Here is a 14,407-nt window from a genome sequence, read left to right on the forward strand (position 1 = left end):
CGCGGGGCCCGGCCCGCCGCCACGGTCAGGCGGCCGAGCGGCGGCTGCGTGACGCGGCGGCGGACTGCGGCCGGGCGCGGGTGCTGGAGCCGGTCGCGGCGGAGCTGATGCGCTACCGGGAGGTGCGGGAGCAGTACGGAGTCGTGGCCGGTACCCACTTCCGGGTGACGGAGTTGTCCACAACCAACCGGTAATCCTCGGTTATCCACAGGTTGAAGTTGGTTCCTCCAAAACAGTCCCGCCGGGTGCACGATGGTGCCCGGAAGTCGAAGACGAAGTCGACACGGGGGAGGACCCGGGAATGAACGAGACGCTGGTAACCATCGTGGGAAATGTCGCGACCCAGCCCGAATTCCGTAAGACGGGGTCGGAAGTCCCGGTGGCCCGCTTCCGGCTGGCCACCACGGCCCGCCGCTGGGACCGGGAGAATGGCGCCTGGAGCGACGGGCATACGAGCTTCTACACCGTCTGGGCCTGGCGGGCGCTCGGGGAGAACGTGATGGCCTCGGTCGGGGTGGGGGAACCGCTCGTCGTCCAGGGCAGGTTGCGGGTGCGCGAGGAGGACCGGGACGGCAAGCGGTGGACCTCGGCCGAGATCGACGCGGTGGCCGTGGGCCACGACCTGTCGCGTGGGACCTCGGCCTTCCGGCGGATCACCCAGGGCCGACCCGAACTGCTTATTCCGGATTCCCCGGCATCGGTGCCCGCACCCATGGCGGTGTCCTGATAATTCGGGCAGTGGGTGAGTGATTTATCGACAATCCCGCCTGAGAATGCCGGGATACTCACCCGCGCCGATAACGATTGTGATTCGAATGCGGACCTGTCTGTGAATCCCGGCGCTATCGATACGGCCGCTTCCTAGGATTCCGTGGATACCGCACAGTTCTACAGACTGCAGGCGAGGCATCCCCCCATCGACCGGCCTCGCCCGGAGGGGAAAACATGTTCACTGTACGAAGGCGGAACGCTGCCCGCCTTGCCGCCGCGATACTGGCCTCGGGTCTCTTCGCCGCGGGTGCGATAGCCGGCGCCGGATCCGCTGTCGCGGACGACGCGACCCCCACCGCGGGCGGCGCCACCGCCACGCTCGGCGGCCTCAAGACGTACGACGGCGCTGTCATCCACGAGAACGGCACCTCGCGTGATGTCTCGGCCGGCCTGTTCGAGATGTCCGTCGACGGTGGCGGAGCCATCCAGACGTACTGCATCGACATCAATCACCACACGCTCAAGGACGCCACCTACAAGGAGGTGCCCTGGGACGCCTCGTCGCTGCACGCGAACCCCAACGCCGGCAAGATCAACTGGATCCTGCAGCACTCCTACCCGCAGGTGAACGACCTCGCCGCGCTCGCCTCCACCTCCGGCGCCGGCACGCTCAGCCAGAAGACCGCTGCGGCGGGCACCCAGGTCGCCATCTGGCGCTTCTCCGACGGTGTGGACGTCACCGCCTCCGACCCGGACGCCGAGAAGCTCGCCGACTACCTGCAGCAGCACGCGGCGGACACCGCCGAGCCGGACGCCTCGCTGAGCCTCAGCCCGACCGCCGTGTCCGGCAAGGCGGGCGACAAGCTCGGCCCGGTCACCGTGCACACCAACGCCGACAGCGTCGCCCTGGGCCTCACCCCGGGCACCCCCTCCGGCGTCAAGCTCGTCGACAAGGACGGCAAGGAGGTGACCACGGCCGCCGACGGCGCCCAGGTCTACTTCGACGTCCCGGCCGGCACCGACGGCACCGCCGCGCTGACCGCCACCGCGACCACCACCGTGCCCGTCGGCCGCGCGTTCACCGCGACCGACAGCACCAGCCAGACCCAGATCCTGGCCGGCTCCAGCGACAGCACCGTCAGTGCCACCGCGAACGGCACCTGGGCGAAGAAGGGCGCGATACCAGCCGTCTCCGCCGCCGTGGACTGCGCCAAGGGCGGCGTGGACGTGACCGCGACGAACGAGGGTGACGAGGACTTCACCTTCCAACTCGCAGGCAAGGAGTACACGGTCGCGCCCGGTAAGTCCGAGACCATCACCGTCCCGGTGGACGAGGACCAGGCGTACAAGATCAGCATCACCGGCCCGAACGGCTTCGAGAAGACCTTCGAGGGCGTCCTGGACTGCAAGACGGCCACCTCCGGCGGCGGCACCAGCACCGGCTCCCCCACGCCGTCCTCCTCGCCGAGCACGGCCTCGACCGGCAGCACGAGCGCCGGCGGCGACCTCGCCGAGACCGGCAGCAGCAGCGCGACCCCGGTCATCGCGGGCATCGCCATCGTCCTCGTCCTGGTCGGCGGCGGCGCGGTCTTCTTCCTCCGTAAGAAGAAGTCGGCGACCCCCGCCGAGTAACACGAGGCACTGATCCCCACGGGCAGGGGGGCGGACGTCACAGGGTCCGCCCCCCTGCCCGTTTCCCTGTCGGAGAACCGAGGCGTAGAAGTGCCTCAGCGCATGCATCCCGTGCTCACGAGCAGCCAGTTACCGCTGCCCCTTCTCAGGGGGGATGATCCCGGCAGACGCCAATGCGGGCTTCCGAGCTTGGTCGTTGAAGGCATTGCTCCAAAGGGCCTTGCCGGCGCCGCTTGTGAAGACGAGGCGCCGAGTCACCTCAGGACCGGTCGGCGTCAGCCAGGGCAACGTCACGTCGACGGGCGGGAAGCGCTTCATGTGCTCCGTGAGCGTTGCTGACACCACGGGGTCGAGGGAGACGTCACGCAACAGCAGGTCAAAAAGGTTCGCGGTGTGCTCGTCTTCGCTCCGCCCAAGCGGGGCAAGCGCACATAGAGCCAGCCGAGTTCGCCGATGTCGTCGACGGCAAGCCCGAAGATCTCACCTTGCCGCAGGTCACAACCACCACTGACATCAGCCACCGTCTGCTAGCGCTCCGGCAGCCCCGCCCGTACCGCGAAGACCTGGCAGTGACCCTGCCGTAAGCGGGGCCAAGGGGGCGGGCCTCACAGGGGTCCGCCCCCTTGACCGTCCGGTGCTGCGCCAGGCAACGTTCGCCCCGCCCGCCCGAGCACGCGATCCGGCACCTTGCATCTGGCCCACCAGGACCCCTCGCTTGCGGGCGAACGTTGCCCGTACGGGGGTCTAGGTCGGTCGTTGAGTAGAGCCCGGCGCGCGGCGTTGACCCGGGACGCGTCGCTGCGAGGGTTTGGTGAGGGTGATCTGGCGTGAGAGTTGGTGGAAGCAGGACAGGGCGGCGACGGAGGGAAGCGCGGCGACGGTCACGCCGGCGACGGTCTTGGGTGCGTAGGCGATGCAGAGAATGACGGCGAACGCAGAGAACAGCAGCACAATGGCCCAGGAGTGGGGAGCGCGGCGGTGGTGCACGGCGTGGCGCAGGATCGACAGCGAGGCGACCATCCAAGGGCCGTAGATCAGGGCCGGCCACCAGGTCGTGAGCTGCTGGGGGGCGGCCGGGGAGGCGAGGTGGCGCAAGGGGTCATGCGCGATGATTCCGCTGAGGGCGCTGACCATGGCGACGAGGGCGGCGATCAATGACGCGATGGCCAGACTCAGGATCTGCGCCCGAGTCCACGCCCGCTTCGGTGCCGTCTTGAGAAGGGGGTAGCGGCTGCGGCGGTGCCGGGTCGGCGGGCGGAGGGCGTGGGGTGGCAGGTCGAGAGTGGGCCGGGTGTCCTCGTCGTGACACGCAGACGCCTGCAGCAGCCGTGCCAGGTCGGCCTCGGACTGCCAGCGCCCGTTGAGGACATCGAAGTCTGGAGCAGAAAAAGGTTCCTGCTTGGGGACGGAATCGTGGGCATGCCACTGCCCTGTGTCAGGTGAGTACATCTCACTACCCACGTTCGTCTGCACACCGTTTGCGCCGAAGAGGTCGTACCCGTCATGCATGAATGTCCTGCCGGAGCCGTTGACGAAGGTTGGGGACAGGGCGGGTTTGCAGGGGCGGCCGCGGCGGCTTGTCTTGCTCGGCGCGGTTCGTGGAGCGCAGGAGCTTGCGCAGTGGCCTCGTCACGTCCGCGCGATCGTCGGTGCACCGCCGAAGCGACGCGTGAAATCGGCCTCGATCCGGTCCATGGTCAGGACGAAGGCCTCCAGCACCGAGGAGCAGTGGATCAGGCGGATCCGGTCCGCGCCGCGTTCGATGTACGTGGCCGAACTCGGTTCGGAGCTGCTCACGGAACCGAAGACAAGCACCCAGTCCCCCAGACGGGAGGCCCCGGAGATCGACGCGGGTGGAGCTGATGATGCGAGATGCGCATGGCCTGTTGTCACACCTGCACAACGAAGCATCCGATCATTGAGATTTCCGCTACACGAGTGACCAACTGCGGTCATTTATGATTTTCATCCCGTCGGGTCGAAGGCTGCCCGGAGCGACGACGCAGCAGCCGAGGTGGCATGTTCCTGGGACGTGCGCGTGCACCGAGCCAAGGGACGACCGCTCACCTTGCCCGGGTTCTTCACAAGCGGACGGAAAGATCGAGCGTTCCAAGTGGCGATGTCAGGACTGGTCAGTCGGCTGTTCCTGTCCGCCGACAAGCGTGCTTGCCCCTAGCTAGGGGCCGCTCTGGGGATCCCCGCTCCCGAGGGGGGAGCTCAGGCCGGCCGCGGTGCTGGTCGGAGTCCCGTTCCCGGGCCGCCTGTGGGCCGTGGGAAGGCCCCCGAGGGCGACCAGCGCTGACAGGCGCCGACCAGCCCAGACAGCGCCGCAGCAGGCCAGTGGCGGGATGGAGGTCTCCGACCTACTGGTTCGCCCGGGAGGGTGGCGGTCAGGCAAGATGGGGGGTATCTGCTATCTGCCCATCATCTAATGCCGGACGGTTTCTCTTGGCTGAGTTCATCTACACCATGCGCAAGACGCGCAAGGCGCACGGCGACAAGGTGATCCTGGACGACGTCACCCTGAACTTCCTGCCAGGCGCCAAGATCGGCGTCGTGGGACCGAACGGCGCGGGCAAGTCCACCGTGCTCAAGATCATGGCCGGCCTGGAGCATCCCTCCAACGGTGAGGCGTACCTCTCGCCCGGCTACAGCGTCGGCATGCTGCTGCAGGAGCCGCCGCTCGACGAAACCAAGACCGTCCTTGAGAACGTCGAGGACGGCGTGGCCGAGATCAAGGGCAAGCTCGACCGCTTCAACGAGATCGCCGAGCTCATGGCGACCGACTACTCCGACGCGCTCCTGGACGAGATGGGCCAGCTGCAGGAGCAGCTCGACCACGCCAACGCCTGGGACCTCGACGCCCAGCTCGAGCAGGCCATGGACGCCCTGGGCTGCCCGCCCGGCGACTGGCCGGTCGTCAACCTCTCCGGTGGCGAGAAGCGCCGCGTCGCGCTCTGCAAGCTGCTGCTCGAGGCCCCCGACCTGCTGCTCCTCGACGAGCCCACCAACCACCTGGACGCCGAGTCCGTCCAGTGGCTGGAGCAGCACCTCGCCAAGTACGCCGGCACCGTCGTCGCCGTCACCCACGACCGGTACTTCCTGGACAACGTCGCCGAGTGGATCCTCGAGCTCGACCGCGGCCGCGCCCACCCCTACGAGGGCAACTACTCCACGTACCTGGAGAAGAAGGCCTCCCGCCTCAAGGTCGAGGGCCAGAAGGACGCGAAGCGCGCCAAGCGCCTCAAGGAAGAGCTGGAGTGGGTCCGCTCCAACGCCAAGGGCCGACAGGTCAAGTCCAAGGCCCGCCTCGCCCGTTACGAGGAGATGGCCGCCGAGGCCGACAAGATGCGGAAGCTGGACTTCGAGGAGATCCAGATCCCGCCGGGCCCGCGCCTGGGCTCCATCGTCGTCGAGGTCAACAACCTCTCCAAGGCCTTCGGTGACAAGGTCCTCATCGACGACCTCTCCTTCACCCTGCCGCGCAACGGCATCGTGGGTGTCATCGGCCCCAACGGCGCCGGCAAGACCACGCTCTTCAAGATGATCCAGGGCCTGGAGACCCCCGACTCCGGCGAGATCAAGGTCGGCGAGACCGTCAAGATCTCCTACGTCGACCAGAGCCGCGCCAACATCGACCCCAAGAAGACGCTGTGGGCCGTCGTCTCCGACGAGCTGGACTACATCAACGTCGGCCAGGTCGAGATGCCGTCCCGCGCGTACGTGAGCGCCTTCGGCTTCAAGGGCCCGGACCAGCAGAAGCCGGCCGGCGTGCTCTCCGGCGGTGAGCGCAACCGCCTCAACCTCGCGCTCACCCTCAAGCAGGGCGGCAATCTGCTGCTCCTCGACGAACCGACCAACGACCTCGACGTCGAGACGCTCGGCTCGCTGGAGAACGCGCTGCTCGAGTTCCCCGGCGCGGCTGTGGTCGTCTCCCACGACCGCTGGTTCCTCGACCGGGTCACCACGCACATCCTGGCGTACGAGGGCGAGAGCAAGTGGTTCTGGTTCGAGGGCAACTTCGAGTCGTACGAGAAGAACAAGGTCGAGAGGCTCGGCCCGGACGCCGCCCGTCCGCACCGTGCCACCTACAAGAAGCTGACCCGGGGCTGATCTTGCGGCACATCTACCGCTGCCCGCTGCGCTGGGCGGACATGGACGCGTACGGCCACATCAACAACGTGGTCTTCCTCCGCTATCTGGAGGAGGCGCGCATCGACTTCCTGTTCCGCCCGGACAAGGACTTCAAGCAGGGGTCCGTGGTGGCACGCCATGAGATCGACTACAAGCGGCAGCTGGCACACCGGCACACGCCGGTGGACATCGAGCTGTGGGTCACGAAGATCAACGCGGCATCGTTCACCGTCGCGTACGAGGTCAAGGACCCGGACCAGCTCTACGTCCGCGCCTCGACGGTGATCGTGCCGTTCGACTTCGAGGCGCAGCGTCCGCGCCGGATCACGGCGGACGAGCGGGCCTTCCTGGAGGAGTACCGGGACGACGCGCCGGCCTCCGAGGACGAAGAGGCTGTCGCGGCATGACAACCCTCCAGCTCGCGGAGCCCAGGGAGGCGGAGGCCTTCGCCGCCTTCCTGGCCCGGCTGCTGCGCTGGGACAAGGCCGCCGCGGTCAGGCTCCAGGCCGCCGGCGGGGTCCTGGCCGTCTTCGGACAGCCGCCCTTCGGCGGAGTCCTGGCGATACGTACGGCGGCGCTGGCCACGCCCGTGGACCCCGCTGGGCTCGACGCCACCGTGTCCGCCGGGCAGCTGCTCGAGGGCATCGACGAGCCGGGCGGCACAGTCACCGTCCCCGGCTCCGTCACCGGCCCCGCTTGGGCCGGGCTCCTGCCGCCGCGCGCGGGCTGGCGCCCGGCGGAAGGGCTGCCCTCCGCCGAGGACATCCGCGCCGCCGCGGCCGCCGGGGTCGCCGAATTCCGCGCCCGCACCGAGCAGTTGGCGCCGGAGGCCCGGACCCGGACCGTCCTCGACGCCATCGCCGACGACATCTGGTCCCGGCAACTCGACGCCACCGGTCTGCCCCTGCGGGCCGTGCACGCCGCCCAGGCCCTCGGCTTCCTGCGGCCCGTCCGGCTGCCCGTGCCGGGCCCGCGCGACGCGTCCACCGACGACGCGCCGGTCCTACTGGCCGCCGGGCCGTGGCTGCGGCTGCGTACGCCCTACGGCTCGGTGGCCGTACGCCGCAACACCGGGCTCGGGCTCAGCGTCACCCCGGTCTGAGCCCGGCCCGCGGTCAGCCGGGCGTGTTCACCATCGACGCGGCCGCGTAGACCAGGTAGTCCCACAGCTGCCGCTCGTAGTCGGGCTCCAGGCCCAGCTCCTCCACCGCGTCGCGCATGTGGCGCAGCCAGGCGTCGTGCGCCGCCTGGTCGACCTGGAACGGCGCGTGCCGCATGCGCAGCCGCGGGTGGCCCCGGTTGTCGCTGTAGGTGCGCGGGCCGCCCCAGTACTGCATCAGGAACATGGCGAGCCGCTCCTCGGCGGGCCCGAGGTCCTCCTCGGGATACAACGCCCGCAGGGCCGGGTCATCTGCGACGCCTTCGTAGAAGCGGTGCACCAGACGGCGGAAGGTCTTCTCGCCGCCGACCGCCTCGTAGAACGTCTGCTGCTCAATGCTGCCGCGCGGGATCTCGTTCACGAGTCCATGGTCTCAGACGGGGTGGCGGAGGACTTCGGGCCTAGGACCGGTGCTAGGACCGAGCGCCTCCGGCGGCGCACAGTGGGGGTATGACCGATGTCGAGCCCGGCGATCCGTACGCCGAAGCCGCCGTCCCGCTGCGGGCCCGGCTCGTGCGCCGCGTCGTCACCGCTGGAGGCCTCGGGGATCCGGGCTGGCGGGCGGCCTTCGCGGAGGTGCCGCGCCATGTCTTCGTACCGGTCTACTACCGGCCCCGCCCGGCCGGCGGCGGCTTCTCGCGGTTCTCGGCGGACGCCCCGGACTCTCGGGCCCGCGCCAGCTGGCTCGCGGGGGCGTACGCGGACGCGCCGCTGATCACCCACATCCGGGGCGGCGAACTGCTGTCGTCCAGCAGCCAGCCGTCGCTGATGGCCGCGATGCTGGAGGCGCTGCAGGTGCTGGAGGGGCACACGGTGCTGGAGATCGGCGCCGGCACCGGCTTCAACGCCGCCCTGCTCGCGCACCGCCTCGGCGGCGAAGCCGTCACCAGCGTCGACCTCGAAACCGCCATCACGCAGGCGGCCCGCTCCCACCTGGCCGCCACCGGCTTCGCCGCCGTCGCCGTCGTCACCGGCGACGGTTCCCTGGGCTGGGCCCGCGGCGCACCGTACGACCGGATCATCGCGACCTGCGAACTGCCCTTCGTCCCGCCGGAGTGGCTGCGCCAGTGCCGCCCCGGCGGCCTGGTGCTGGCCCCCTTCGGCGGCGGCCTGATCGCGCTGCGGGTCACCGGCGCCCACCATGCGCAGGGGCGCTTCCTGCCCGCCCCCGCCTACTTCGTCTCGCTGCGCGGCGCGGGCGCGGCCGCCCACCCGGCCCCCGAGGCCATCGGCCCCGAGGAACGCGTACGCTCCACCACCACCCCGCCCCAGGTCCTCGACAGCGAGCTCTTCCGCTTCCTGCTCACCCTCCTCGCCGGCGAACTCCAGACCCGCTGGGCCTTCGGCGGCCGCGGCGCCGCCATCACCGCCCCTGACGGCTCCGCCGCGCGCGCCGACCGCTCCGGCACCGTCCTCCTCGCCGGCCCCCGCGACCTCTGGGCCCTGGTGGAGGAGGCGCACGCCCTGTTCGACTGTGAGGGCCACCCATCCCGCGACCGCTTCGGCATGACCATCCACGGCGACCACCAGTGGACCTGGCTCGATCACCCGGACGGCCCGAACGCCTGGGAACTGCCCAGGGTCTGACCCAGCATCACGGTCCTGACGGGCGGCGCGACCGCCGGGGCGAGCGCAGCGCCACGCTACGGCCGCCGTTCGCACTCACGCCGACGGGGAAGAAGGTGCCGATGGCGCCGAAGTTCGAGCGGTACGAGCTGGTGACCGCCGATGGCACGTATGACCTCACCGTCCCGAAGAAGGACGCGGAGCTGGTGCGGTACGCGTTCGGTGCGCTTTAGAGGCCGCGCGAATAGTTGGGGTGGGTGAAGGAGCGGGGCGAGGGGCAAGTCTGGCAAGGCGGTGGGGGCACTCTCCCCCGGACTCCGTCCGGTGGGGGCACCTCCCAGCCGCCAGGCTGGGGGAGGACCCCCACCAGTCTTCGGCCGGTGGGGGTGCCCCCGGCGAAGCCAGGGGCACCCCCACCCAGCCGCCAGGCTGGGGGACGTCGTCGACCGACGACAACGCCGCCAGGCGAGAGCCATCGGCACGCGACGCCGCCCCACCTATTCGCGCGGCCTCTAGTCCTCAGTCCCGCACGATGGTGATCGTGGTCCAGGCCCCGACGTGGACGCGGTCGCCGTCCTTGAGGGGGACGGGGACGTAGGGGTCGAGGGGGTCGTCGGCGTCGTTGAGGGTGGTGCCGTTGGTGGAGTCCTGGTCGATGACGGACCAGGTGCTGTCCGGCTGGCGGACGAGGAGGGCGTGCTTGTGGGAGACGCCGGGGTCCTCGGGGGCGCGAGAGAGGTCGAGGTCGGGGGATTCGCCGGTGGAGTGGCGGCGGCGGCCGATGGTGAGCTGGTCGCCGGTGAGGGGGAGGCGCAGCTCGGGGGAGTACGAGGGGAAGTAGAGGCCCTGGGCGTCGGGGCCGCTGCGAGCCATCATCGCGCTGAAGTAGTCGCGGTCGGCGGTGACGACGGCGGTCCAGGTGCCCGGAGAGGCGGGGGTCTCGGGCGGCGGGAGGAGGAAGTCGCCGGAGCCGGAGGTGAAGGACTCGGGGGCGATGGGCTCGGCGGGGCGGTTCATCTGGGAGGGCCGGGAGCGCTCGGTCTCGTAGCGCTGGTACGGGGGGAACTGCGGCGGCGGGGAGGGCGGCACGAAGGTGGTGCCGGCGTGGGTGACGAAGTTGTAGCGGCACTCCTCGCAGAACTGGGCGATGCCCTCGCGCGGGGTGCCGCAGTTGGGGCAGGGCTCCGCGGCGGAGGTCGCGTCGGGGTCGTAGCCGGGCGTGTAGCCCCCGGAGTACGGCGGGGGAGGCGGCGGCGCGACGGGGTAGGAGACGGGTGCGGGCGCGGACATGCGGTGGCCGCACACCTCGCACCAGTCGTCGGTTCCGGACTGGTGACCGTTCGGGCAAGTCGACATATCGCTCATTCCCCCTCCGCCCCTCTCAGTGTCGCGCGGGTTATTTCTTGACGCGTACCGTTTTGGTGGACCGCGTTTCCAGGGTCATCTCGTCGGCGTCGGCGACCCTGGCCTTCAGCCGCACAGTACCCGTCGCCGCGTCGACGACGTCGACCACCTTGGCGAGCAGCTTCGCTGTGTCCTCGTTGCCCGAGGCGCTGGCCAGCTGCACCGCGCGGCCCAGCTTGGCGGTGGCGGAGTCCCGGTCGCCCTGCTTGCGGGCCTCCAGGCCCTGCTGGATGACCTGGGCCAGCTCGGCCTGGCCGGTGTAGTGCGCGACCTGGGGATTGATACGGGTCGAGGCGGCCATGTCGTCCGTCCAGACGGCCCGTACGAGGCCCTGCCCCAGCACTTGCGATGTGCCGTCCGGCTGCGGGAGTACGAGTGAGACGCGGGCCGCCAGCATCTCCTGCCCGACGCCGGCCGCCGGCACCTGGACGGAGATGTGGTAGTCGCGGGACTCGTCGCCCCAGGACCCGGTGGGATACTCGCCGGCCCGGGGACCGGCTTCCGTACGCCGTGAGGTGAGGTCCTCGACGGTGGGGGCGACCTGCTTGACGTAACCGATCTCGGCGCCCTGCGGGGTCCACAGCCGCAGGGAGACGTCGGCCACCTCCTTCCCCATGGCGGTCTCCATCATCTGCCGGAAGTCCGCCGCCAGGCCGGAGGGGTCGGCGACGATGTCGACGGAGCCGAGCAGCGCCGAGGCGATGCCGGTGAGCTCCTTGACCTCCCAGTCGGTGCCGACGCCGCGTGCGTCGCAGGTGAAGCGGCCGGCGCAGGCGTCGAGGGCGGCCTTGAGCTCCTCGGGCTTCTCGTGCTCGTTGCGGCCGTCGGTGAGCAGGATGCCGTGGCGTATGGAGACGTCAGCGGTGGCCAGCAGCCGCTCGGCGAGCGTGAGCCAGGTGCCGATGGCGGTGCCGCCGCTGGTGGTGAGCTTGCGCAGGGCCTGCTTGGCCTGGTTGCGGGTCGAGGAGTCGGCGATGGCGAGGGCGCCGCCGGCCGGGTAGATCTCCCGGGCTACGTGGGTGCCGGCGACGACGGCGAAGGCGACGCCGTCGCGGAGGGTGTCGATGGCGGCGGCCGTGGCGTCGCGGGCGTTGCGCATTTTGGTCGGCGGGTAGTCCATCGAGCCGGAGCAGTCGACCATGATGACCACTGCCGCGGCGGGTCCGGTCGGCGCGGTCCCCGGGACGTGGCCCGGCGAGCGAAGCGAGATGGGGGTCCTCCCCCCGGCCGAAGGCTGGGGGCGGGTCGGCAGCGGCAGCCCGCCGGTGGTGCCGCCGCCGGTGGAGGTCACCGTGACGATGGCGTTGACCTCGCGGCCGCCCTCCGGAAGGTACTCGTTCTGGTAGATATCGACGGAGAACTGCGGCACGTTCGACTTGGAGAAGTTGGCCATCGCTTGCGCTCCTCGGCTTTCAGACGCTGTTCAGACCAGTGCACTTCAGGGCTGGAGATCAGGGCTGGAGATCAGATCTGCGGTTCAGGACTGTGGGTCAGTCAGGGCTGCGGTACGGGGAAGGGCATGACGGCGACCGTGATGTTGTCGTGGCCGCCGCCGTCCAGCGCCATTCCGACTAGTGCCTGCGCGCAGTGCAGCGGGCGGGCGCGGGCGTCCTCGGGGACCGCCGACGCGAGCTCGGCGGCGGACTCCGCGTAGTTCCAGAGGCCGTCGGTGCACACCACCAGTACCCCCGGCCCGTCCGGCTCGAAGGAAGCGGTGTGCGGGTCGAGTTCGACCGCGTCCGCGCCGAGCCAGCCGGTGATGGCGTGGGCGCGGTCGTCCGCGTACGCCTCGGCCTCGGTCATCAGCCGCATCGCCACCATGCGGGCCGCCCACGAGTCGTCCTCGGTGAGGCGGGCGGCGAGAGCCGAGCGGTCGTCGGGAATCCAGTAGGCGCGGCTGTCGCCGATCCAGCCGACGGTGAAGGTCTTGCCGGAGGTGATGGCGCTGACGCAGGTGCAGGCGGGGGAGTTGTGGTGCGGGCCCCCTCCGCCGGCGCCGCGGTCCTCGTCGGCGAGGTCGGTGACGGCCTGGGCGGCGGTGAGCAGGGCGTCGCGCATGGCGTCCTCAGGGGCGGCGCCGTGCTCCAGGGCATCGAGCAGGGACTCGTTGGCGGTCGCGGCGGCCGCGGCGGAGGCGTCGTCGGGGCGGTACGCGGACGACACGCCGTCGCACACCACCGCCACGACGGCCGGGGTGCCGTCCGGCAGCGAGGTCGCGGACAGCGCGAAGGCGTCCTCGTTGCGATGGTGCCGCAGCCCCCGGTCGCTGACCGCCGCCACGCCCTCCAGCTCCTGCTCCTGGTGGTCGCGGGGCCGGGGCTGGGCGTGCCCGCAGTGCTCGCAGTATCCGTCGCCGTCGACCCGGCCGACCCCGCAGGCCACGCAGGCCGCCTGGGGGGACTCCACCTTGGGAGGCTCCTCGCGCGGATCGGTGATCTTCGAGTGCGGCAGCTGTACGGAGCCGACTCCGAAGGTCGTCGTGTCGCCTCCCCCGGGCGGGGAAGCCGGGGAAGCCGGGGAAGCCGGGGAAGCCGGGGAAGCCGGGGAAGCGGGGGAAGCCGGGGAAGCGGGGGAAGCCGGGGAAGCGGGGGGCCCGGCAGGCGCCGGCGGCGCCAGCTCGTAGCCGTCCCCGGACGCGGCGGTCGTCAGGTCGGCACCGCACGCGCCGCAGAAACTGTCCTCGGGGTCGAGCGGTTCGGCGCACTCGGGGCACAGCGTCAGTTGCGGCATCGCGTTCACACCCATGTCCGGGGGCGGAAGCGGTTGGCGCGTTCCACCAGTTCGATCCTTGTGCTGCCCTGCTGGGCGAGCCGGGCCAGCACCCGGTAGGAACGCTCCAGCCCGAAGCGCAGCCCCCGCTCGTCCAGCGGGGAGCCCAACAGGCTCGGCCGGGAGCCGGCCGGGGCCACCGGGGGCGTGCCCTGCCGGCCGGCGAGCACCCAGTCCAGCGCGCTGCCCAGCACCTCTGTCGTCAGCCGCTCGCGCAGGTCCGTGTCGATGCCGAGGCGTTGCAGCGCCTCGACCTGTGCGGCCGAGGCCAGCAGGTCGGCCAGCAGCGGTTCCTGCGGCGAGCGTTCGCGCAGCCGGGCACGTATCGCCGCGACCCGGGCCGCCGTGAAGTGGATGGACGACTCCGGCACCGACTCCAGGGCCTGTACGGCGCCCGCGCGGTCGCCCGCCGCCAGCCGCACCCGGGCCAGCCCAAACGCGGCGCTCACATAGCTCTGGTCGGTGCTCCACACGAGCCGGTAGTACTCGGCCGCGTTGTCCAACTGGCCCAGGATCTCGGCGCAGATGCCCAGCGCCAGCTTGGGCGCGGACTCGCCCGGGAAGGCGTCGTAGACCGCGTCGAAGGACAGCGCGGCCGTCTCGTGGTCACCGGTGGACAGCGCGGTGAGGCCGCGGTGCCACACCACCCGCCAGTCGTCGAGGTCGTCGTCGGCCAGCGCGCGCAGTACGCGCTGCGCACCCTCGGCATCGTGGAGTTCGAGACGGGCCCGCAGATCCCGCAACCGCTTCTCGACGGAGTCCACGGGCGCCGCCTGCAACGCCGTGACCAGCTCGCCGGGGGCGACGGCCGCCAGGCCTGCCAGGAATCCCGCGTTGGGGTCGGCGGCGTCCACCAGCGGCACGGGCAGGGCGAGCACGGACCCCAGCACGTTGAGCCGGGCGACGGAGGGATGACCGCCCGCCGCCACGCTGCCGGCCTCGGCGGCCGGTGCCCCCGCCTGCGCCGGGACGGTGTACCGCGTGCCGGGCACCGTCGGGCTGTACCGGGCCGCCCCGGGCGGCAGTTGAGCG

At 70.9% G+C, this 14,407-nt stretch carries 13 protein-coding genes and 1 pseudogene; 7 read left to right on the forward strand and 7 right to left on the reverse strand.

All coding sequences use genetic code 11. From position 1 onward, the window contains the following. The 3 genes and pseudogenes from EFK10_RS41475 to EFK10_RS41485 form a co-directional block, all read left to right on the forward strand. Positions 1 to 194: pseudogene (locus EFK10_RS41475) on the forward strand (ATP-binding protein); the annotation flags it as partial. Between the two features lie 107 nt (positions 195 to 301). After that, positions 302 to 727 carry a single-stranded DNA-binding protein gene (locus EFK10_RS41480; protein WP_127360822.1) on the forward strand — a complete coding sequence of 142 codons (426 nt, stop codon included), beginning with the start codon at positions 302 to 304 and terminating at the stop codon, positions 725 to 727. A gap of 218 nt (positions 728 to 945) precedes the next feature. After that, positions 946 to 2,343 (forward strand): Cys-Gln thioester bond-forming surface protein, encoded by a 1,398-nt coding sequence (locus EFK10_RS41485; RefSeq protein WP_127360823.1) that lies wholly within the window; start codon positions 946 to 948, stop codon positions 2,341 to 2,343. Between the two features lie 744 nt (positions 2,344 to 3,087). On the opposite strand, the gene EFK10_RS41495 is transcribed toward EFK10_RS41485, so the two are convergent. Further along, entirely contained in the window at positions 3,088 to 3,852 is a 765-nt protein-coding gene (locus tag EFK10_RS41495) for a DUF2637 domain-containing protein (RefSeq protein WP_127360824.1), read from the reverse strand. Positions 3,853 to 3,972: 120 nt separating this feature from the next. Beyond that, on the reverse strand, positions 3,973 to 4,140 hold the full coding sequence (locus EFK10_RS48165; protein WP_164836366.1) for a hypothetical protein: 168 nt from the start codon (positions 4,138 to 4,140) through the stop codon (positions 3,973 to 3,975). Between the two features lie 651 nt (positions 4,141 to 4,791). On the opposite strand from EFK10_RS48165, the gene ettA reads away from it, so the two are divergent. Genes ettA through EFK10_RS41510 form a run of 3 tightly spaced genes read left to right on the forward strand, consistent with a single transcriptional unit; the run spans position 4,792 to position 7,579 of the window. Then, positions 4,792 to 6,456: an energy-dependent translational throttle protein EttA gene (gene ettA, locus EFK10_RS41500; RefSeq protein ID WP_127360825.1), complete on the forward strand. Its 1,665-nt coding sequence runs from the start codon at positions 4,792 to 4,794 to the stop codon at positions 6,454 to 6,456. A 2-nt stretch (positions 6,457 to 6,458) separates the two neighbouring features. Next, complete coding sequence (locus tag EFK10_RS41505) at positions 6,459 to 6,884, forward strand: acyl-CoA thioesterase (protein WP_127360826.1); 426 nt, start codon at positions 6,459 to 6,461, stop codon at positions 6,882 to 6,884. After that, positions 6,881 to 7,579, forward strand: a complete 699-nt coding sequence (locus EFK10_RS41510; protein ID WP_127360827.1) for a hypothetical protein — start codon at positions 6,881 to 6,883, stop codon at positions 7,577 to 7,579. Before EFK10_RS41505 ends, EFK10_RS41510 begins: the two co-directional genes overlap by 4 nt. Positions 7,580 to 7,592: 13 nt before the next feature. Here EFK10_RS41510 and EFK10_RS41515 read toward each other — a convergent pair whose 3' ends face one another. Further along, positions 7,593 to 7,997 (reverse strand): globin, encoded by a 405-nt coding sequence (locus EFK10_RS41515; protein ID WP_127360828.1) that lies wholly within the window; start codon positions 7,995 to 7,997, stop codon positions 7,593 to 7,595. 89 nt (positions 7,998 to 8,086) lie between these two features. Between EFK10_RS41515 and EFK10_RS41520 the strand changes: the two genes are divergently transcribed. Continuing rightward, on the forward strand, positions 8,087 to 9,223 hold the full coding sequence (locus EFK10_RS41520; protein WP_127360829.1) for a methyltransferase domain-containing protein: 1,137 nt from the start codon (positions 8,087 to 8,089) through the stop codon (positions 9,221 to 9,223). A 498-nt stretch (positions 9,224 to 9,721) separates the two neighbouring features. Here EFK10_RS41520 and EFK10_RS41525 read toward each other — a convergent pair whose 3' ends face one another. The 4 genes from EFK10_RS41525 to EFK10_RS41540 form a co-directional block, all read right to left on the reverse strand. Beyond that, positions 9,722 to 10,558 (reverse strand): FHA domain-containing protein, encoded by an 837-nt coding sequence (locus tag EFK10_RS41525; RefSeq protein ID WP_127360832.1) that lies wholly within the window; start codon positions 10,556 to 10,558, stop codon positions 9,722 to 9,724. 40 nt (positions 10,559 to 10,598) lie between these two features. Further along, complete coding sequence (locus EFK10_RS41530; protein WP_127360830.1) at positions 10,599 to 11,999, reverse strand: vWA domain-containing protein; 1,401 nt, start codon at positions 11,997 to 11,999, stop codon at positions 10,599 to 10,601. 101 nt (positions 12,000 to 12,100) lie between these two features. After that, positions 12,101 to 13,351, reverse strand: coding sequence for a PP2C family serine/threonine-protein phosphatase (locus EFK10_RS41535; RefSeq protein WP_240677794.1), 1,251 nt, complete (start codon positions 13,349 to 13,351; stop codon positions 12,101 to 12,103). Further along, the coding region (locus EFK10_RS41540) for a tetratricopeptide repeat protein (RefSeq protein ID WP_164836368.1) at positions 13,342 to 14,407 on the reverse strand (1,066 nt) is incomplete at its 5' end. The genes EFK10_RS41540 and EFK10_RS41535, both read right to left, overlap by 10 nt.

This window comes from Streptomyces soli (assembly GCF_003999195.1).
Taxonomy (GTDB): domain Bacteria; phylum Actinomycetota; class Actinomycetes; order Streptomycetales; family Streptomycetaceae; genus Actinacidiphila; species Actinacidiphila soli.

Excerpts from the sequence above, each read along its gene's own strand:
- EFK10_RS41480 (WP_127360822.1), top strand. The coding sequence starts at position 302 with ATGAACGAGACGCTGGTAACCATCGTGGGAAATGTCGCGACCCAGCCC.
- EFK10_RS41485 (WP_127360823.1), top strand. The coding sequence starts at position 946 with ATGTTCACTGTACGAAGGCGGAACGCTGCCCGCCTTGCCGCCGCGATA.
- EFK10_RS41495 (WP_127360824.1), bottom strand. The coding sequence starts at position 3,852 with ATGCATGACGGGTACGACCTCTTCGGCGCAAACGGTGTGCAGACGAAC.
- EFK10_RS41510 (WP_127360827.1), top strand. The coding sequence starts at position 6,881 with ATGACAACCCTCCAGCTCGCGGAGCCCAGGGAGGCGGAGGCCTTCGCC.
- EFK10_RS41520 (WP_127360829.1), top strand. The coding sequence starts at position 8,087 with ATGACCGATGTCGAGCCCGGCGATCCGTACGCCGAAGCCGCCGTCCCG.
- EFK10_RS41525 (WP_127360832.1), bottom strand. The coding sequence starts at position 10,558 with ATGTCGACTTGCCCGAACGGTCACCAGTCCGGAACCGACGACTGGTGC.
- EFK10_RS41530 (WP_127360830.1), bottom strand. The coding sequence starts at position 11,999 with ATGGCCAACTTCTCCAAGTCGAACGTGCCGCAGTTCTCCGTCGATATC.
- EFK10_RS41535 (WP_240677794.1), bottom strand. The coding sequence starts at position 13,351 with ATGGGTGTGAACGCGATGCCGCAACTGACGCTGTGCCCCGAGTGCGCC.